Origin of the sequence: Streptomyces sp. NPDC097595 (assembly GCF_044761525.1) — a bacterium.
GTDB classification, from domain to species: Bacteria; Actinomycetota; Actinomycetes; order Streptomycetales; family Streptomycetaceae; genus Streptomyces; species Streptomyces drozdowiczii_A.
In genome coordinates this window covers 174,427-191,012 of record NZ_JBIWCN010000005.1, presented here as the reverse complement: position 1 = coordinate 191,012, position 16,586 = coordinate 174,427, and the positions used below count along the sequence as shown (strand labels likewise).

General features: G+C 71.3%; 22 protein-coding genes. 6 read left to right on the top strand and 16 right to left on the bottom strand.

Going from position 1 to position 16,586, the window contains the following annotated elements:
- Nucleotides 1-10 precede the first annotated feature (10 nt).
- Together ACIQZN_RS10275 and ACIQZN_RS10270 are read right to left on the bottom strand one after the other, a co-directional pair.
- The gene (locus ACIQZN_RS10275) at nucleotides 11-1,204 is read right to left on the bottom strand and encodes a PP2C family protein-serine/threonine phosphatase (protein ID WP_403990241.1); all 1,194 of its coding nucleotides are present in this window, start codon (nucleotides 1,202-1,204) and stop codon (nucleotides 11-13) included.
- 136 nt (nucleotides 1,205-1,340) lie between these two features.
- Nucleotides 1,341-1,511, bottom strand: a complete 171-nt coding sequence (locus ACIQZN_RS10270; protein ID WP_026171501.1) for a hypothetical protein — start codon at nucleotides 1,509-1,511, stop codon at nucleotides 1,341-1,343.
- Between the two features lie 238 nt (nucleotides 1,512-1,749).
- Here ACIQZN_RS10270 and ACIQZN_RS10265 point away from each other — a divergent pair, with 238 nt between their 5' ends.
- Entirely contained in the window at nucleotides 1,750-2,631 is an 882-nt protein-coding gene (locus tag ACIQZN_RS10265; protein ID WP_403990239.1) for an RNA polymerase sigma factor SigF, read from the top strand.
- 28 nt (nucleotides 2,632-2,659) lie between these two features.
- Here ACIQZN_RS10265 and ACIQZN_RS10260 read toward each other — a convergent pair whose 3' ends face one another.
- The 11 genes from ACIQZN_RS10260 to ACIQZN_RS10210 form a co-directional block, all read right to left on the bottom strand.
- The gene (locus ACIQZN_RS10260; RefSeq protein WP_403990237.1) at nucleotides 2,660-3,112 is read right to left on the bottom strand and encodes an Asp23/Gls24 family envelope stress response protein; all 453 of its coding nucleotides are present in this window, start codon (nucleotides 3,110-3,112) and stop codon (nucleotides 2,660-2,662) included.
- Nucleotides 3,113-3,250: 138 nt separating this feature from the next.
- Nucleotides 3,251-3,529 (bottom strand): gas vesicle protein K, encoded by a 279-nt coding sequence (locus tag ACIQZN_RS10255; RefSeq protein WP_403990235.1) that lies wholly within the window; start codon nucleotides 3,527-3,529, stop codon nucleotides 3,251-3,253.
- Complete coding sequence (locus ACIQZN_RS10250; RefSeq protein WP_073865453.1) at nucleotides 3,526-3,753, bottom strand: gas vesicle protein; 228 nt, start codon at nucleotides 3,751-3,753, stop codon at nucleotides 3,526-3,528. The genes ACIQZN_RS10255 and ACIQZN_RS10250 overlap by 4 nt, the downstream gene beginning before the upstream one ends.
- Before the next feature lie 2 nt (nucleotides 3,754-3,755).
- A complete protein-coding gene (locus ACIQZN_RS10245) occupies nucleotides 3,756-4,550 on the bottom strand; it encodes a GvpL/GvpF family gas vesicle protein (protein WP_403990233.1) in 795 nt (264 codons plus the stop codon).
- Entirely contained in the window at nucleotides 4,547-4,873 is a 327-nt protein-coding gene (locus tag ACIQZN_RS10240; protein WP_391267061.1) for a gas vesicle protein GvpJ, read from the bottom strand. The genes ACIQZN_RS10245 and ACIQZN_RS10240 overlap by 4 nt, the downstream gene beginning before the upstream one ends.
- Nucleotides 4,866-5,906, bottom strand: a complete 1,041-nt coding sequence (locus ACIQZN_RS10235; RefSeq protein ID WP_403990231.1) for an SRPBCC family protein — start codon at nucleotides 5,904-5,906, stop codon at nucleotides 4,866-4,868. Before ACIQZN_RS10235 ends, ACIQZN_RS10240 begins: the two co-directional genes overlap by 8 nt.
- A 6-nt stretch (nucleotides 5,907-5,912) precedes the next feature.
- The gene (locus ACIQZN_RS10230) at nucleotides 5,913-6,752 is read right to left on the bottom strand and encodes a histone protein (protein WP_403990229.1); all 840 of its coding nucleotides are present in this window, start codon (nucleotides 6,750-6,752) and stop codon (nucleotides 5,913-5,915) included.
- Between the two features lie 7 nt (nucleotides 6,753-6,759).
- Nucleotides 6,760-7,014, bottom strand: coding sequence for a gas vesicle protein GvpG (locus ACIQZN_RS10225; protein WP_403990227.1), 255 nt, complete (start codon nucleotides 7,012-7,014; stop codon nucleotides 6,760-6,762).
- A 1-nt stretch (nucleotide 7,015) separates the two neighbouring features.
- Complete coding sequence (locus ACIQZN_RS10220; RefSeq protein WP_403990225.1) at nucleotides 7,016-7,765, bottom strand: GvpL/GvpF family gas vesicle protein; 750 nt, start codon at nucleotides 7,763-7,765, stop codon at nucleotides 7,016-7,018.
- 3 nt (nucleotides 7,766-7,768) lie between these two features.
- On the bottom strand, nucleotides 7,769-8,209 hold the full coding sequence (gene gvpJ, locus ACIQZN_RS10215; RefSeq protein ID WP_161207823.1) for a gas vesicle protein GvpJ: 441 nt from the start codon (nucleotides 8,207-8,209) through the stop codon (nucleotides 7,769-7,771).
- 33 nt (nucleotides 8,210-8,242) lie between these two features.
- Nucleotides 8,243-8,563: a gas vesicle protein gene (locus ACIQZN_RS10210; protein WP_164404631.1), complete on the bottom strand. Its 321-nt coding sequence runs from the start codon at nucleotides 8,561-8,563 to the stop codon at nucleotides 8,243-8,245.
- Between the two features lie 124 nt (nucleotides 8,564-8,687).
- Here ACIQZN_RS10210 and ACIQZN_RS10205 point away from each other — a divergent pair, with 124 nt between their 5' ends.
- Genes ACIQZN_RS10205 through ACIQZN_RS10195 form a run of 3 tightly spaced genes read left to right on the top strand, consistent with a single transcriptional unit; the run spans nucleotide 8,688 to nucleotide 11,927 of the window.
- Nucleotides 8,688-9,341: a TetR/AcrR family transcriptional regulator gene (locus ACIQZN_RS10205; RefSeq protein WP_403990223.1), complete on the top strand. Its 654-nt coding sequence runs from the start codon at nucleotides 8,688-8,690 to the stop codon at nucleotides 9,339-9,341.
- Nucleotides 9,338-10,765: an MFS transporter gene (locus tag ACIQZN_RS10200; RefSeq protein WP_403990221.1), complete on the top strand. Its 1,428-nt coding sequence runs from the start codon at nucleotides 9,338-9,340 to the stop codon at nucleotides 10,763-10,765. Before ACIQZN_RS10205 ends, ACIQZN_RS10200 begins: the two co-directional genes overlap by 4 nt.
- Nucleotides 10,766-10,805: 40 nt before the next feature.
- On the top strand, nucleotides 10,806-11,927 hold the full coding sequence (locus ACIQZN_RS10195; protein WP_403990219.1) for a lipid II:glycine glycyltransferase FemX: 1,122 nt from the start codon (nucleotides 10,806-10,808) through the stop codon (nucleotides 11,925-11,927).
- 3 nt (nucleotides 11,928-11,930) lie between these two features.
- Here ACIQZN_RS10195 and ACIQZN_RS10190 read toward each other — a convergent pair whose 3' ends face one another.
- Complete coding sequence (locus ACIQZN_RS10190; protein WP_403990217.1) at nucleotides 11,931-13,484, bottom strand: FAD-dependent oxidoreductase; 1,554 nt, start codon at nucleotides 13,482-13,484, stop codon at nucleotides 11,931-11,933.
- Nucleotides 13,485-13,625: 141 nt separating this feature from the next.
- Here ACIQZN_RS10190 and ACIQZN_RS10185 point away from each other — a divergent pair, with 141 nt between their 5' ends.
- Entirely contained in the window at nucleotides 13,626-14,153 is a 528-nt protein-coding gene (locus tag ACIQZN_RS10185; RefSeq protein WP_403990215.1) for a hypothetical protein, read from the top strand.
- A 25-nt stretch (nucleotides 14,154-14,178) separates the two neighbouring features.
- Here the strand turns inward: ACIQZN_RS10185 and ACIQZN_RS10180 are convergent, their stop codons facing one another.
- On the bottom strand, nucleotides 14,179-14,739 hold the full coding sequence (locus ACIQZN_RS10180) for a hemerythrin domain-containing protein (RefSeq protein WP_403990213.1): 561 nt from the start codon (nucleotides 14,737-14,739) through the stop codon (nucleotides 14,179-14,181).
- A 138-nt stretch (nucleotides 14,740-14,877) separates the two neighbouring features.
- Nucleotides 14,878-15,525 carry an RNA 2',3'-cyclic phosphodiesterase gene (thpR, locus tag ACIQZN_RS10175; RefSeq protein WP_403990211.1) on the bottom strand — a complete coding sequence of 216 codons (648 nt, stop codon included), beginning with the start codon at nucleotides 15,523-15,525 and terminating at the stop codon, nucleotides 14,878-14,880.
- A gap of 558 nt (nucleotides 15,526-16,083) precedes the next feature.
- Here thpR and ACIQZN_RS10170 point away from each other — a divergent pair.
- Nucleotides 16,084-16,302 carry an MbtH family protein gene (locus tag ACIQZN_RS10170; protein ID WP_403990209.1) on the top strand — a complete coding sequence of 73 codons (219 nt, stop codon included), beginning with the start codon at nucleotides 16,084-16,086 and terminating at the stop codon, nucleotides 16,300-16,302.
- The last annotated feature ends 284 nt before the right edge of the window (nucleotides 16,303-16,586 follow it).

Sequence of the window (16,586 nt, the reverse complement as noted above, 5' to 3'; positions counted from 1 at the left end):
CCGTGACGTCCTAGGACTCCCGGGGGTTGGGGCGCCACTCCAGCATCATGATCGTGGCGTCGTCGCTCAGCCGGTCGTGCTGGTACTCGCGGATGGAGTGGATGAGCTGCCGCAGGGCCTCCGATGCGGGCTCCCCGGCGGCCGTGGCGCGGATGATCGAGGCCGTGAAGCGGTTCAGGCCGAACTGGGTGCCGTCCGCCATGCGGGCCTCGGTCACCCCGTCCGTGTACAGCAGGATCCGGTCACCGGGCAGCAGGGGCACCTCGTGGACCACCCGCTCCGCCTGGGAGAGCATGCCCGGGGTGCCGAGCGGTGGTTCGCTGGGGCGGTCGAGGGCGTTGTCCAGGACACGGTTCTCGCGGATCAGCAGCGGCGGCGGGTGGCCGCAGTTGATCCAGCTCAGGATGCCGCTGGACATGTCCAGTTGCAGGGCGATACCCGTGCAGAACTGGTCGGGCAGCCACTCGGCCAGCGCATCGTCCACCGTCCTGACGAGCTCCCGCAGCCCCGACCCCTTGCGCCGGGCGCTGCGGCAGCCGGCCACCGCGATCGCACTGGTCAGCCCGGACGCCAGGTTGTGGCCCATCGCGTCGAGGATGACCGCGTGCAGCGTCGACTCCGTCAGCGAGTGGTCGAAGGCGTCGCCGCCCAGTTCGTACGCCGGTTCCAGCACCGCCGTGGACAGCGCCCGGTCCTCACCGACCGCGCGCGGCGGGAGCAGGGCCCGCACCATCTCGGCGGGCAGCGTCATCGTCTCCGTACGCGCCCGCTGCACGAACCGGTCGCTGAACGCGCGCTTCGACGTGATCGCCATCGCCAGGACGGACGCCAGACTCGCGCACCGTTCGAGAAGCGTCCGGTCCAGCGCGTCCACCTGCACGCCGATGACCCCCAACCGCTCCACCCCGTCCACCAGCGGCAGCCAGGCGATCAGGGTCTCGGTGTCCGTCGTCTCGACGCGCAGCGCGAGCGAGCGGAAGGCCGAACCGGCCAGGGACGCGTCGACATGGAGTTGCGCCTCGCCCGAGAGCGGGGAGAGGCGCTGCTGCTGGAGGTCGACGATGTAGATCTCCACCCGGCGCAGACCCAGCAGACCGGCATACCGGTTGACCAGCGCCGGCAGGTCGGTCGGCGCGGTGGCGTGCACCTCCGCCAGGAACTCGTGCATCAGCCGTTCGCCGTCACTGGTGGGGGAGTGTGTCATGGGGGCTGTCACCCGTCCGGCAGATGTATGCGCACTGAAGAGAAAGCCATAGCCATACGAAAAAGTGAGGGTCGGCCGGGAAATTCCCGGCCGACCCTCACTTTATGTGCCGCTGCGACGTATCGCCCGGCCAGATCTACCAGCGGTACCAGCGGCCTCGCTTTCCACCGCCGCCCGCCGGGCGGACGACGAACCCCAGCAGCCACACCACCAGTACGGCGATGGCTATCCACCACAGGGCCTTCAGGGCGAAACCCGCCCCGAAGAGAATGAGCGCAAGCAGAAGAACCAGAATCACGGGAACCATGGGTATCAACCTCCGAAGCATCAGATGCCCCGGCCCTCCGCCTGTACTCCTGAAGAACTCCCGACTTTCTCGGGGAAGAGCGGGAAGAAGATTCCACGATGCCGGTGCCCGGGTGCCGCGGACACCGTGTCAGGTGACAGACCTGCCAAGGATCTTGTCGCACGCGTGTGTGGAACGCATGGCTCCGGGTAGTCGCAGCTTCGCGCCTGTGTAAGCAGCCGCTGTCCGACGGAAGGGAATGATCGCCATGCCGACATCCGTATCTGCGCAGGTGCCGGGGACCACGACAGGTGCGCCGGCCGAACTCCCGGAGATCGCCGACCCGCTGAAGGTCGCACCCAAGGACGCCCGGGCACTCAGCAAGCTGTTCTTCGACCGGTTGCAGACCCTCGAAGAAGGCACGCCGGAGTATCAGTACGCCCGCAATACGCTCATCGAGATGAACCTCACCCTGGTCCACTTCGCCGCGGCCCGGTACCGCAACCGCGGCAACGGGCAGATGGAGGACATCATCCAGGTGGGCACCATCGGCCTGATCAAGGCCATCGACCGCTTCGAACTCAGCAGGGAAGTCGAATTCACCTCATTCGCCATTCCCTATATCGTCGGTGAGATCAAGCGTTTCTTCCGGGACACCACCTGGTCCGTCCACGTGCCCCGCCGGCTCCAGGAACTCCGGGTCACCCTCGCCAAGGCCAAGGAGGAACTGGCCACCTCGCTGGGCCGGGAGGCCACCGTCGCCGAACTCGCCGAACGCCTCGGCATCAGCGAGGAGGACGTCATTGAGGGTCTGGTCGCCTCCAACGGCTACACCGCGCACTCGCTGGACGTGCCCCTCGACGGGGCGGAGTCCGACAGCCCCAGCGGGGTGAGCCGCACCCACGCGGACATCACCGGCGAATGCGACCCGGGGATCGAGCTGGTCGAGAACCTGCACGCCCTGGCGCCCCTGCTGGAGACCCTGGACGAACGGGAACGGGCCATCGTCCAGATGCGCTTCGGGCAGGAGATGACACAGTCCCAGATAGGTGAACGTCTCGGTCTGTCCCAGATGCATGTCTCACGGCTGATCGCCCGCATACTGGGCAAGCTCCGCGAGGGCATCCTCACCGAGAACTGAGACAGGTCCCGGCGGACCGGGACCTGTCCTACTGGACGCGCGACGTACGCGTGGACGACTCGTCCTCGTCCTCGTCGTCGTCCGAACCCGGCACATGGACGTCGGTGACGTTGATGTTGATCTCGACCACGTCGAGACCGGTCATCGTCTCGACGGCGTCCGTGACATTGGTACGGAGGCTGCGAGCGGTGTCCAGGATGGGGGCGCCGTACTCCACGACGATGTCGACGTCGATGGCGGTCTGCTTCTCGCCGACCTCCACCTTGACGCCCCGCCCCGGGTCACTGGAGCGGGAGACCTTGTCCTTGACGGCTCCGATCGCTCGCGAAGGGCCCTTGCCGACGGAATAGATCCCGTCGGTCTCCCGTACCGCGATACCGGCGATGGTCGAGACCACGCTGTCCGCGATGGTCGTCGTCCCTCGTGTGCCGCCCGCCGCACCGCCGTCCAACTGGGTGCCGCCGCTTTCGTTGGTCGCCATGAGTTCCTCGCATGGAAAGAGCTGGGGTGGGACAGGGGCTGCCCGGCGGAAGCCGTGCCGCCCCTCATCCCACTCTCCTCCGGCTCCCGCGCCCCCGCCATTCGGGTGATCGCCGCACCCGGCGATACCCCCGGCGGCTCAGTCGCGCGGCAGTAGCGACCCCAGCGGTCCGAGGTCCAGATTGAGGTCCTCGGGCCGCACCCCGTGCTGCGCGCACAGTTCCGTCATCCGCTGCTCCAGGAGCATCAGCGTCGTGCCGATCTCCTCGGTCTGCTCGTCGCTGAGATCCCCCTCGTCGATGCGCCGGATCGCCTGGCGTTCCATCAGCTGGCGCAGCAGCTCCACCACGGTGAGCACCAGCGTGACGAGGTCCTGGCCCACCTTGCCGGAGTCCAGATCGACCCGCGCGTCCGTCACAGCGGCCCCCCGTCCGCCCAGGGCGCCGGCACCCGCTCGCTCACCGACGACAACAGCGCGTGCAGCGAAAGGCGTACGAGAGGCACATCGGCGATCGCGATGACCAGGTCCCCGCTGATGACCACCCCGGTTGCAAGCACCCGGTCCAGCAGATCGACCAGGGGCACCCCGATCGGCCCGCTCAGCGGTTCCGGTTCGTCCCACGGAACGACGGAGCGCTCCACCTCTACACCTCTCCGACGAAGGAGTACGGGACCCAGGGCCCCGACAGCTCGACCTGCGCCCCGGTCCGCTCGCGGAGGCTCTTCGCCAGCCGCGCCAGCTCCGCCGCCCGGTCCTCGGCCACCAGATACGTGGCGTTGAGCACCTGGGTGCGCCGCTCGTCCGGCATCCGGGGGCCGTGGGAGGGCAGCCGGCGCGAGGCGGTGGCCAGGCCGCTCACGTCCGCGTCCACCACGTCGGCGATCCGCAGGCCGTCCGTCCGGTGCCGTTCGCGCCGGTCCCGCAGATTCCGCTTCCGGTCGAGGTAGGCGCGGCCGACGCCGGGCGCGGGCCGCTGCGGGGCGGCCTCGGGCGCCTCCCGGGCCGGTGCGTCGGCCACGTACACCTTCACACCCCACTCGGAGTGGTGCGCCGTACGTTCCAGCGCGGCGTGGAGGCGCCGGGCCTCCTTGTTCAGCGCCGCCCGGGCCCGTTCCTCGTCGTGGTACAGCGTGGCCAGGGGGAGGGGCACCGTCGGGTGCCGGGCGGCCATCGCGCACACGACGTCGTGATGGGCGCGTGCGTACCGTTCGAGTTCGGGCTCGTCGGCCAGCCGGGCCTGCCACGCCTCGTCGGTGAAGTCCGCGGCCCGTACGGTCTGGACGACCGCGGTGAGCGCGGGGCCGAGGGGCAGGGCCCGCAGCGGGCTCTCGCGCGTGACACCTGCCGGACCGGTGAGGTCCGGCCGCCCATCGGTGCGGCACACGGCGTAGACGTACACGGCACGGGCATCCGCGGACGAGCGGGTCTCCTCGGTCATGACTCGGAGGCCTGTGACTCAAGGGCGTCGAGGCGGGCCCGCAGCTCCCGGTTCTCGTCCTGAAGCGCGTTGCGCGCCGCGTGCGAACTGAGCGCGGGATCGGTCTCCCACCAGTCGATCCCGGCCTTCTTCGCCGTGTCGACCGAGGCGACGAACAGGCGCAGCCGGATGGTGAGCAGCTCGATGTCCAGCAGATCGATCTTGATGTCACCGGCGATGACGATGCCCTTGTCCAGGACGCGTTCGAGGATGTCGGCGAGGTTGGTCGTGTGCGGGCCGGCGGGTGCGTAGGCGGCGTCCTGCCGGAAGTCGAGATCAGTCACGACGGGACCTCCGCCCGCGCCGCCTGCTCGGGGCGGGCTCCTCCTCGTCGTCCTCTTCTTCCTCGTCCTCGTCCTCGCCCTCTTCTTCCTCCGGTTCCTCTTCCGGTTCCTCGTCGTCCTCCCACTCGTCCTCGTCGCCTTCCTCGTCCTCGCCCTCGTCCTCGTACTCCTCGTCCTCCGGCTGTTCCTCGTCGCCCTCGGACTCCTCCTCCTCGGCCACGGCGTCCTCGTGGGAGACGACGACCTCGCCGTCGCGGATCTCGCCGCGCCAGCCGTCGGGTTCCTCGTCGGTGAGGCTGACGTAGCGCTGGAAGTGCTTGAAGTCCAGGCGGATGCGGCGGCCCTGGGCCCGCCAGAGGTTGCCCGTCTTCTCGAAGAATCCGGACGGGTAGTACTCGACCACCAGCATGATGCGGGTCAGATTCGCTGTCAGCTCGTGGAAGCTGACGACACCGCGCGTGGTGCCCTTGGAGCCCTCCGAGGTCCAGACGATGCGTTCGTCGGGGACCTGTTCCTGGACGGTCGCCTTGAAGCTGCGGGAGGACGGCCCGATCTTGACCTTCCAGTCGCTCGTGACCTCGTCCTCCGTCGAGACGTCCTGGACGCCCTTCGCGAAGCTGCTGAAGCGGTCGTACTGGGTCCAGTAGTCGTACGCCGTACGCAGGGGCACGCCGACGTCGAGGACTTCCACGATGTTCATCGACTTGCCGCCACCGCTCGACTTGCTCTTGTCCTTGCCACCGCCGAACGCCTCCTTGGCCTTCTCCGTGACGTTGTCCTTCACGCCCTTGGCCTTCTCCGAGACGAACGACTTCAGCGGCGATTCGCCCTGGAGGACCCGGGAGGCCACGGCGGGCAGGGAGCCGCCGTCCCCCGCGGAGTCGGTGAGCTGCTGCGCGACATCCGTCAGCTTGCCGCTCGCCTTGCCCGCGAGGTCCTCCACCTTCGCGCTGAGGAAGCCCGACAGCTCCTCGCGGAGCCGGTCGAGACCCGACTCCTGCGTCCCGGACTCGTCCTGATCTGTCCTGGCCATGACTCGCTACCTCCGACGGTCGGTGCGCTTGGAAGCGGTCCGCTTGGACGCCGACTTGGACGCCGACGTCTTCTTCGACGCGGACTTCTTCGCCGGGGCGGTCTTCTTGGCCGCGGCCTTCTTCGCGGGAGCCGACTTCTTCGGCGTCGCCTTCTCGGCCCGGGCGGCCTTCTTCGCGGGTGCGGCCTTCTTCGCCGCGGGCTTCTTCTCCGCGCTCTTCCTGGCGGGGGCCGCCTTCTTGGCCGGGGCGGACTTCTTGGCGGCCTGCTTCTTCGCCGGGGCCTTCTTGGCGGCTGCCTTCTTGGACGGTGCCTTCTTCGGCGGGGCCTTCTTGGCGGGCGGCTCGGGGGGCTCTTCCTCGCCCTCGTCCTCGTCCTCCTCGCCTTCGGCCTCGTCCCAGGCCTCGTCCTCGTACGGTTCCTCTTCCTCCTCCGGTTCCTCCTCCTCTTCGTACGCGTCGTCCTCGTCCTCGTACTCGTCCTCGTACGGTTCGTCGTCGTACTCGCCCTGGTCCTCGTCCTCCTCGCGCCGGCCCGCGCTCAGCCGGGCGGTGCGGTCGCCGATCGAATCGGCCAGCGAGGCGATGCTGCGGTTCGCCGCAGCCGTCACGGCCTTGCGGCCCGCGTCCATCACCTCGCCGCGCAGCTGTTCCTGCAGCTCCGCGACCTGGGGGACACCGCCGAGGCGGCGCATGCCCTCGGCGGCGAGCTGGCGGGGTTCGAGTCCGAATCTCCGGCCCGCCAGATACGTCGCGACGGTCAGGGCCATGCGGCCCTTCTTGGTCCGGCCCAGCACGTAGCCGCCGACCACCGCGGCTGCGAGCGCTACCTTGGCCTCGTCATCCATGAGCACGTCACCTTCGATCGTTTGGCACTCGGCCCGCCCGAACGGCGTGCAGCCGGTCGAGCAGACGGTCCTCTTCCCGTTCGAATTCCTCGATCGTGATGTCTCCGGCCTCCAACTCCTGGTTGAGTACGGCCAGTTGGGTCCGCAGCACGCGGGGGTCGTGCAGTTCCCGCTCGGCGGCGTCGTTCAGCTTCTCGGCCACCCACACCACCCCCCGCACGGGTGCGATGGGCAGCGTCAGCAGACCGGTGATGAGGCCCATCTCAGCCACCGCCCACGGGGACCGGCCGGGCCTCGGCGGAGACGAAGCTGTAGCACGGCAGCGGCCCGGCAAGGCGGAGCTCCACATGAGCGCGGTGCTCGCCCGCGAACCGGCGCGCCTCGGCCAGGAACGCGTCACCGGCCTCCCGCTCCACCAGGAACGACACATTGAGCGCGCACCCCTGGACCTCCGGGCCCGCCGCCACCGCCCGGGCCCTCGGCGTCAGCTCCCGCAGCACCCGCCGCCCCGCCTCGGCGGCCCGCCGCGCCAGGGCGGCGGCCACCGCCTCGCCCAGCCGCAGACTGGCCTCGTAGCCCGGACGCCGGCGCGCGGCCTCCCGCAACTTGCGTACGGTGCCGTCCTCGGTGACCACATCGGCGAGCGCGTCCTCGGCGGCGAGGGCCTTCACGTTGATCTCGTGGCATCCGGCGAGCCGCTTCAGGGCCGCCGCATGACCCTCCTCACCGGCGGCGAGCTGCCGCTCCACGGTGTCCCGGTCGGGGGCCACCATGCCGAACCGCATGGGCAGCACGGGCCCCTCGTCCATCAGGCGCAGCAGCAGATCCTGGTGGGCCAGCAGATCGCGGCGGCGCGCCCGGAGGTCCGGGGGAGCGTCGCTGACGACCGCGGCGAGCCGGCCCCGCCGGACGGTCCGCAGCCGTGCGGGCGGGCTGCCCACACCGCCCTGCCCGGCCGGGAGCGCGGTCCCGGCAGGGGTGATCGCGTACACGTAGACACCGTCGCCTGTCACCGCTCACGCCTCCACACGGCGGCGCCGGCTCTCGCTGTCGCGCGCCGGAGCGCGCCGCTTCCTCGGCCGCTCCTCCGGCTCCTCCTCGTCGTCCCCGCCCACCGCCTTGCGCACGGTGTCGCCCACCGACTCGGCGGCCCTGCGCACCTTCCGCTTGCCGATGGACTTGGCGGCGCCGCCGCCGATCAGCTCCGGAACCGTGGTGCTGCCGGAGTCCCGTTCGAGGTCCAGCCGGTTGCACGCCTCGGCGAAGCGCAGATACGTGTCCACGCTCGCGACGACGATGCGCGCGTCTATCTTCAGGATCTCGATGCCGACCAGGGAGACCCTGATGAAGACATCGATCACCATGCCCCGGTCGAGGATCAGCTCCAGGACGTCGTACAGGGTGCCGGCGCGCGGCGGGCAGGCGACGACTTCGTCGGAGTAGGTGGTCGCGGTCATGGAATGTCCTTCCGGCAGGGGAGTGGACGCCGCTCACTCGTCGGCGGCGCCCCGGCGGTACCGGCGGACCCTGCGGTACTCCAGGAGCTCACCGGACCGGTCGAGCTGCACCTCGTAGGAGGCGAGGAGGCTCGTGGTGTCCGGAATCCGGGGCACTTCGAGAACGTCCACGACAACGCACCAGCCGTCGTCGGTGCGCCGGACGGCGGACACGCCCTCCGCGTGGTGGTCGATGAGACCCTCCAGGCTCTGGATGGCAGCGCGGGCCGCATGCTCGGGGCCCCGTGCGGACGGGGCGCGCCGCTTGGTCGCCGTTTTCGTGGTTCCCGCCTGGGAGCGCCGCTGATCTGCCATGGGACCCAGTCTGCTCACTCCCGCCGCCCCCGCATCTTGGGCGAGGGCATCGGGGTGCGTGCCTCGCGGTGGCCGCGCACACAGGACGTAGACACTGTCTACGCAGAGCTGGTAGACAGTGTCCATGGATCAAGCACACCAAGCCGGCTCCGTGCGGGAACGCCTGATCGACGCAGGTGTCGAGCTCGTCATGACCGAAGGGTCCGCGTCGCTCGGCCTTCGCGAGATCGCCCGTCGCGCCGGGGTCTCCCACGGCGCCCCGCGCCGCTATTTCCCCACCCACCACGCCCTGCTCTCCGCCATCGCCCGGCGCGGCTTCACCGGTCTCGCCGCCCGGTTCGCGGCGGCGACCGAAGGCGCCGGGACACCGCGCGACCAGCTGCGGAGCCTCGCCGACGCGTTCCTGGACTACGCGGCGGAGCACGGCGGCATGTTCGAGCTGATGTTCCGCCACGACCTGCTCGACAGCGAGGTCCACGCGAGTGACGCGGACGCCCCCGGGCCGCGCCTGCGCGAGTCGAGCCTCCCGCTGTTCGCGCGGCTCGTCGAGCTCGTCGCCCAGGACCGCGTCCACCGCACGGACCACGGCACCGGACCCTCGTACGACTCCGCCCCGTCACCGGCCCTGACCGCCGCCGCCCTCTGGACCAACCTGCACGGCATCGCCGTCCTCCGGGCGAACGGCAGCCTCCAACTCGCCTTTCCCGGCGCGAGTGAAGGGCCCGGCCCACTCCTCACGGCGGCGCTCGACGCCCACCTCGGCCGGGCGGACGCATGACCCTCGCCGCCGTAAGGCCCCGCGCCGCGCTCCTTGCCTCGGTGGCGGGCGCGATGATCGTCGCCCTGGACGGCACCGTGCTGCTCGTCGCCCAGCCGGACCTGCGCGACGACCTCGGGGCGACCGTCACCGAGGTGCAGTGGACGAGCACCGCCTACCTCCTCGCGGTCGCCGCCCTCCTCGTGATCGCCGGCCGGCTCGGGGACCGGTACGGGCACCGGCGGCTGCTCTTCGTCGGGGTGCTCGGCTTCGGCGCCGCGTCGGCCGGTATCGCCCTCGCCCCGGGCATCGGCCTCGTGATCGCCCTGCGCGCCGTACAAGGGGTGTTCGGGGCGCTCCTGCAACCGGCGACACTCGCCCTGCTCAGGCTGGTCTACCCGGCCGACCGCCTCGGCCGGGCCGTCGCCTTCCGGACCAGCGCGATCGGGCTGGCCGCGGCGGCCGGTCCGGTGCTCGGGGGAGTCCTCGTCACCCACTGGGGCTGGCGTGCCGTCTTCCTGATCAACATCCCGGCCGCCCTGGCCATCGCCGCGCTCACCCTCGCCGTGCGGACCCCGGACGTGCCGCCCGCCGCGGACCGGCGGTTCGACCTCACCGCCGGCGCCCTCCTCGCCGCCGCGCTCGGCGCCCTCGTCCACACCCTGGCCGGCATCCCCGAGGAGGGGTGGACCGGCGCCCGGACGGGGCTCGGGCTGCTGGCGAGCGTGCTCCTCGGGGCGGCGCTCGTCGCGTACGAACGCCGCAGCGCCCGGCCGGTCGTGCCGCCGGCCGTGACGCGTTCGGTGCCCGTGACGGCGTCCATGGTGCTGCTCCTCACCACCTCCGGCGGCCTGTTCGGCGCGCTGTTCGTCGTCACGTTCTTCCTTCAGCAGGGGCTCGGACTCGATCCGCTCACCACCGGGCTGCGCTGCCTGCCGCTGACCCTGCTCATGATCGCCGGGGCGCCCGTGGCCTCGGCCGCGCTCGGCCGGTTCGGCCCGCGCCGCACCGCCGTCACCGGCCAGTTGTGCGTCGTCCTCGCCGTCCTCGGCCTCTCCCGGCCAGGCCCCGCGTGGGAGACCGGCCTCGTCCTCGCGGTGCTGGGGGCGGGCTTCACCGCCGTCATGGTCACCGCCACCGGGACCGTCGTCGGGGACGCGCCACCCGGGTACGCCGGAGTGGTCGGCGGCCTCAAACAGACCGCCATGAACGTGGGCCCCGCCCTCGGGATCGCCGTCGCCGCCGGCCTGATGCCGCTCACCCCGTCGGCCGCCGCCGGCCCGGGGAGCCGGCTCCTCCCCGTAACGGATGCCGCCCTGGGCCAGGCGCTGCCCGCGGTGGCGGCGCTCGCCGCACTCGGGCTGATCCCGGCGTCGCTGCTGCCCCGGCGCCGGGCTCTCGCTCGAACGCCCGCTCGCGTCGTGGGGTGCGGCGAGCGCCAGTAGGCTGCCGGAGGATCACGACCCGTGGACGAGGAGCAGACCGATGGACCTCCGCCTGAGGACGATCAGCCGGGAAGAGCACCTGGCGTACGTCGGCACTCTCCCGTCCGCGAGCCACATGCAGGTCCCGTCCTGGGGCGACGTGAAACCCGACTGGCGGGCGGAGAGCCTCGGCTGGTTCGACGTCGCGGGCAGGATCACCGGCACCGCCCTGGTCCTGTACCGGCCGCTGCCGAAGATCAGGCGTCACCTCGCCTACCTCCCCGAGGGCCCCGTCATCGACTGGTACGACAACGACCTCGACCGGTGGCTGAACCCGCTCCTGGAACACCTCAAGGGGCAGGGCGCGTTCACCGTGAAGATGGGCCCGCCCGTCATCGCCCGCCGCTGGGACGCGGCCACCGTCAAGGAAGCCATCGCCGACCCCGGCGCCCACCGCCTCGGAGAGGTCCCGCCCACCGAACAGGACCCCCGCGCCCTCGTGCTGACGGAACGTCTGCGAACCACGGGCTGGCAGCGGTCCGGAGGCGACGGCGAGGACGGATTCGCCGCCGGACAGCCGCGTTACGTGTTCCAGCTCCCCCTCGCCGGCCGCTCGCCCGACGACCTCCTGGCCGGGTTCAACCAGCTGTGGCGGCGCAACGTCAAGAAGGCGGAGAAGGCCGGAGTCAAGGTCGTCCAGGGCGACTACGCCGACCTGGACACCTTCTACGCGCTCTACACCGAGACCGCCGAGCGCGACCGGTTCATCCCCCGCCCCCTGGCGTACTTCCAGCGCATGTGGAAGGCGCTCACCGCCGAACACCCCGACCGGATGCGGCTCTACCTCGCCGCGCACGACGGCGAGGTCCTGGCCGCCGCCACCATGCTCACCGTCGGCGGGCACGTCTGGTACTCGTACGGGGCGTCCACCGGCCGCAGGCGCGAGGTCCAGCCCAACAACGCCATCCAGTGGCAGATGATCCGCGACGCCCACGCCATGGGCGCACACGTCTACGACTTCCGGGGCACCACCGACACCCTCGACGAGTCCAACCACCTGCTCGGGCTGCTCCGCTTCAAGGTCGGCACCGGAGGACAGGCCGCCGAGTACGTCGGCGAGTGGGACTACCCGCTCAACAAGGTGCTGCACAAGGCGTTCAGCCTCTACATGGCGCGGCGGTAGCTCTCACCCCTCGTCGTCCAGGTCCAGCGCCTCCAACGGCCGTACCGCCGGGCCCTGGAGCACCGAGCCGTCGACCCCGAAACGCGAACCGTGGCACGGGCACTCCCACGCCGTCTCCGCCTCGTTGAACGCCACCAGGCACCCCAGATGCGTGCACCGCGCGGACACCGCCCGCACCGAGCCGTCCGGCGCCCGGTACACGGCGCAGCGGCGGCCCTTCACCCGGACCACCGCGCCCGTGCCCGGCACCACCTGGCTCACCGCGTCCAGGTGGCTGACGCGCAGCCGGTCGCCGACGAAGTGCTTCGCCACCTCCGCCTGCGCACCCAGCAGCGACCCCGCCTCGCGCACCGCGCTCCCGAGCCGCCGGGGGTCGTACAACGCCGCCCACGGCAGCGGCGGGACGCCGTCCGCGATGAGCGAGGTCAGCAGCCGGCCCGCGAGCACCCCGCCGGTCATCCCCCAGCCGCCGAACCCGGTCGCCACATAGGTGTGCCGGGCCCCGATGTGGAACGGCCCGATCAGCGGGACCGTATCGCTGGGATCGTTGTCCTGCGCCGCCCACCGGTACGCGGTCGGACCCGCCGCCGGGAACCTCTCGTGCATCCACGCGTCCAGCCGCCGGAACCGCTCGCCGGGGTCCCCGGTGCCCGGGGTGAAACTCTCCCCGGTGACGATCAGCAGGCGCCGGCCGTCATCGAGCGGGGTGGAGCGCACCGAGCGCTTCCCCTCGTCCTCCGTGATGTACATGCCCTTAGGGGCCAGGTCCGCCGGGATGGGCGCGGCGACGACCAGCTCCCGGCGGGGTGAGAGCCGGGCGAACAGCATCGCGCGGTCGAAGACCGGGTAATGCGTGGCGACGACCAGGTCCCGGGCCGTCACACTCCGCCCCGACTCGACGGTCACCCGGCACGGCGTCCCCTCCGACAGGCCGGTCACCCGGCTGCGCTCGAAGACACGGCCCCCCTGCGCGATCAGATCCCGGGCCAGCGCCAGCAGGTACTTGCGGGGGTGGAACTGGGCCTGGCCGTCCGCCCGGACCGCCCCGCCGATCGCGAACGGCAGTTCCGTCTCGGAGACGTACGCGACATCGAGCCCCGCGTCGGCGGCGGCCCGCGCCTCGGCCTCGATCAGGTGCCGGGACTCCGCCCCGGCCGCGTAGCTGTACGCGCTCACCCGCTCCAGGTCGCACGCGATCCCCAGCTCCTCCACGATGCCGGCCACCCGGTCCACCGCGTCCAGCTGCGACGCCGCGTACAGCAGGGTCGCGTCCAGGCCCCGGGTCCGCCGCAGCCGGTCGTACACCAGCGACTGGAGGGCCGAGACCTTGGCCGTCGTATAGCCGGTCACCCCGGAGGCGATGCGGTCCGCCTCCAGGACCACGACGTTCCGGCCCGCCCGGCTGAGCTCCCACGCCGTGCTCAGGCCCGCGATGCCGCCGCCGATCACGACGACGTCCGCATCGGTGTCCGACGCCAGCGGCGGGTGCTCGGGGGCGTCGGTGCTGTCCATCCAGAAGGACTCGTCCAGCCCCGGAAGAGGGCGGGGGTGGTTCATCGTGTGCTCTCCCAATCGTTCGGAGCCTGGGATGTCCGCCGGTCATGACGCACACCACGGCCGGAAGGTGCTCTGCGTCATACGGGGGCCGGGGCGGGGCGCAGTACGCTGCGGCGATCCAGCACCCGAGGGGACGCCCCGATGCCCGCAGACCTTGCCCCGCTCATCGCCGCCACCACCCAGTGGCTGACGCGCGCGTTCCCGGCCGGCGGGGGCCCGCTCACCGCCGCCCTCGCCGAGGCGCAGGCCCGGCAGGCCGTCACGGTCGCCACCTGGCTGCGCTACCCGACCGACCTGGACGCCGCCCTCGTGGTGCTGACCGGCCCGGGCGGATCCGCCCGCCTGGACGAGGTCACCGGCGGACGGGGCCATGAGGCGGCCGGCCCGGCCGACCTGGCCTGGCGCAGCTGGGTGGACGAGGTCGTCGCCAGCTGGGCCGCGCATCTGCTCACGGCGCCCGACGCGGCGAGGGAAGCGGTGCGGGCGCTCGAAGAGACCGAGCACGGTGTGACCGGACCCGCCGAGTTCCGCAGGCTCACCGAGCCCAGCGCGCACGACCTGGCCGCCACCGCACTGCTGCGCCACCCCGACCTGCTGGAGCCGATAGCCCGCCTCCACCACGCGGACCTGCTCGACCGACTGCGCCTCGGCCCGGCCCGCGCCTGCTGAGATTTCGCGGCGCCTCGTAGGTGCTTCAGCCCTTGCCGCGACCGCTCAGCAGGTCGCGGGCCCGGTCGACCAGGCCCGCGCCGGGGCCGAGGAGCTTGTTGCCGGGCGGGGTGTCGGGCATCGAGGGGTGCGGACGCGTCGGGGCGGTCTTCTTCGCCGCGCGCACCTTCTCGCCCAGCTGGTCCAGGGTCTCCGGGGAGACGGCCGCCGCCAGGAGCGGGAAGAGCCGGTTCTCCTCGTCACGCACATGCTTGGTCACTTCGAGCTTGAGCTGCGCCACCAGGCGGTCGAACTGCGGGTCGTCCGCCGGCAGCCCCTCCAGCTCCTTGAGGTGCTGCTCCACCTTCGCGTGGTCCTCCAGCTCCTCGTCGGCCATGTCGTCGCCGTCGTCGACGAACCGCCGGACCACCGGGTAGAGGTGCATCTCCTCCGCCACGGAGTGCCGGACCAGCTCGATCGTCAGCTCGTCGGCGAGCTTCCTGCGCTGCTCGTCGCCGACCGGCTGGGCCTCGATCTTCGCGAACAGTTCGTCGACCTCGCGGTGGTCCGTGGTGAGCTCCGCGATCACGTTCCCGCCGTGTCCCATGAGTGCAACCCTCTCCGCTTGTGTGGTGCGAGCCCAAGTCAGCCCACCGTTCCACAGCGGTACCCCCGAACCCCACCAACACACGGAGCCACGCCCCACTCCGGTCAGGCTGGCGTAACGGCCCGGCGGACCCCGCCCTCAGGGATGTGCGGGCGGCGCGGTGACACCGCAAGCCGTGCCGAGCGGCCACGCCTCGATGTCGCGGTAGCGGATCCGCCCGGGGCCGTTCCCCGCGTTGCTGCCGACCAGATGCAGCCGTTCGGCGGGCCACGGCCGGCCCCGGAACTCCGTGAGCAGCGCGGCGATCTCCCCGGCCGACGTGTGGTCGCCCCGGCGCACCCGGGCGAGGGTCAGGTGGGGGCGCAGCGGCCGGTCCTCCAGGGCGATTCCGCAGTCCCGGACCACGGTTCGCACACCGTCGGCGAGCTGGTGCAGTCCGTCGAGGTCGCCGGCGATCCCGCTCCACGCCACCCGCTCGTCGAACGTGCCGCCGCCGTGCAGTGCCAGGCGCGGAGCGGGGTGGGACGCGGCGAGAGCGGCGAGCGGCGGACGCAGCAGCGGAACGGTGTCCACCGGGAGGGCGCCCAGGAACGCCAGGGTGATGTGCCAGTCCTCCACCCGGTTCCACCGCACCTGCGGGTGCGACGCGTAGGCGGGGCGCAGCTCCCGGCCCAGCTCGTCCTTCGCCGGGTCGGGCGGAGCGAGGGCGATGAACACGCGCACGGTCGCGGGCGGGGCCTCTGTCGCGGGCGGGGTCTCTTCGGTCACCCGGCATTCGTATCGCATGCGGGGACGGCCGCTCCCGCCGGGTGGCCGCCCGCGTCACGGACCAGAGCATCACGCAGGGTGAGAGGAATGGCCATTGATCTCGAATGGGGCGCGCACCCGGCGCACGGGAGCGCGATGCGTTCGGCGCGTGCCCGTGGATGAGGGGGTGTACGCCGGCGGTTATCCGAATGTGCGCGGGTCGTATTCAGTGAAATGCGCACAATCGGGACATCGAGTGGCTGAAAATTTCCGGGGGAGCGGGCCTGGCATATGTCTCCGGCCGGCCTTCCCGCATGTCGTGGCCGTACGGGCTGATAAGTAATGGGTCGAATTCGACTCTTGGGCTGTCGGTGGTCCTCTATGGTGATTGGCGTGAACGGGCGAAGCCGGATGACCGGCCGGCCATCGGCGTCACGCCGGTATCCCGAGGCGTAACGTATCTCCGGCCCGTGCGGCCGGACTTGCGCGGTAGGGATGGGCGGTCCGGTGGCGGGGGAGCGGTGAATCCGTGCGGCGGGCCCGCATATATCTGAAGAACATGCGGTGGCATGTGGGAAAACAAGTGGGGGGACAGTCGTGACCAATCCTTTCGATGACGAGTCGGGCCGGTTCGTGACGCTGGTGAACGGCGAGGGCCAGTATTCGCTGTGGCCGGCGCACATCGAGATTCCGGGCGGCTGGAGCGTCGGCGGTCCGGAGGGTTCGCGACAGGAGTGTCTCGATGCCATCGAGGCCGCGTGGACGGACATGCGGCCCGCCGGCCTGGTGCGGGCGATGGAGGCCGACGCCGGGTAGAGCGGCGCGCGGGCCCGCGGGCCGCCTCGGCCCGCGGCCCGCCTGCGCGTCCCATTCGATCGGTGTCGTTCCCATCCGGGCAAAGTCGATCAGTCCGGAGTGGTGATCGATCACGCTACGGTGAGAAATGTTCATGCTGCTGTCACGCGGCTTTATTTCCTCATTGATGGACTGCATTGATGGACCGCGCATCGGCCTGTCCTCGATAAGCGAAAAAACCGAGCCCGCTCCCGGTTTTCGGACCGGGAAGCCGGTCCCGTGGTGCCCGATGACCCGGCCCGGTG

Excerpts from the sequence above, each read along its gene's own strand:
- ACIQZN_RS10275 (WP_403990241.1), bottom strand. The coding sequence starts at position 1,204 with ATGACACACTCCCCCACCAGTGACGGCGAACGGCTGATGCACGAGTTC.
- ACIQZN_RS10270 (WP_026171501.1), bottom strand. The coding sequence starts at position 1,511 with ATGGTTCCCGTGATTCTGGTTCTTCTGCTTGCGCTCATTCTCTTCGGG.
- ACIQZN_RS10265 (WP_403990239.1), top strand. The coding sequence starts at position 1,750 with ATGATCGCCATGCCGACATCCGTATCTGCGCAGGTGCCGGGGACCACG.
- ACIQZN_RS10260 (WP_403990237.1), bottom strand. The coding sequence starts at position 3,112 with ATGGCGACCAACGAAAGCGGCGGCACCCAGTTGGACGGCGGTGCGGCG.
- ACIQZN_RS10245 (WP_403990233.1), bottom strand. The coding sequence starts at position 4,550 with ATGACCGAGGAGACCCGCTCGTCCGCGGATGCCCGTGCCGTGTACGTC.
- ACIQZN_RS10235 (WP_403990231.1), bottom strand. The coding sequence starts at position 5,906 with ATGGCCAGGACAGATCAGGACGAGTCCGGGACGCAGGAGTCGGGTCTC.
- ACIQZN_RS10230 (WP_403990229.1), bottom strand. The coding sequence starts at position 6,752 with ATGGATGACGAGGCCAAGGTAGCGCTCGCAGCCGCGGTGGTCGGCGGC.
- ACIQZN_RS10225 (WP_403990227.1), bottom strand. The coding sequence starts at position 7,014 with ATGGGCCTCATCACCGGTCTGCTGACGCTGCCCATCGCACCCGTGCGG.
- gvpJ (WP_161207823.1), bottom strand. The coding sequence starts at position 8,209 with ATGACCGCGACCACCTACTCCGACGAAGTCGTCGCCTGCCCGCCGCGC.
- ACIQZN_RS10210 (WP_164404631.1), bottom strand. The coding sequence starts at position 8,563 with ATGGCAGATCAGCGGCGCTCCCAGGCGGGAACCACGAAAACGGCGACC.
- ACIQZN_RS10205 (WP_403990223.1), top strand. The coding sequence starts at position 8,688 with ATGGATCAAGCACACCAAGCCGGCTCCGTGCGGGAACGCCTGATCGAC.
- ACIQZN_RS10200 (WP_403990221.1), top strand. The coding sequence starts at position 9,338 with ATGACCCTCGCCGCCGTAAGGCCCCGCGCCGCGCTCCTTGCCTCGGTG.
- ACIQZN_RS10195 (WP_403990219.1), top strand. The coding sequence starts at position 10,806 with ATGGACCTCCGCCTGAGGACGATCAGCCGGGAAGAGCACCTGGCGTAC.
- ACIQZN_RS10190 (WP_403990217.1), bottom strand. The coding sequence starts at position 13,484 with ATGAACCACCCCCGCCCTCTTCCGGGGCTGGACGAGTCCTTCTGGATG.
- ACIQZN_RS10185 (WP_403990215.1), top strand. The coding sequence starts at position 13,626 with ATGCCCGCAGACCTTGCCCCGCTCATCGCCGCCACCACCCAGTGGCTG.
- ACIQZN_RS10180 (WP_403990213.1), bottom strand. The coding sequence starts at position 14,739 with ATGGGACACGGCGGGAACGTGATCGCGGAGCTCACCACGGACCACCGC.
- thpR (WP_403990211.1), bottom strand. The coding sequence starts at position 15,525 with ATGCGATACGAATGCCGGGTGACCGAAGAGACCCCGCCCGCGACAGAG.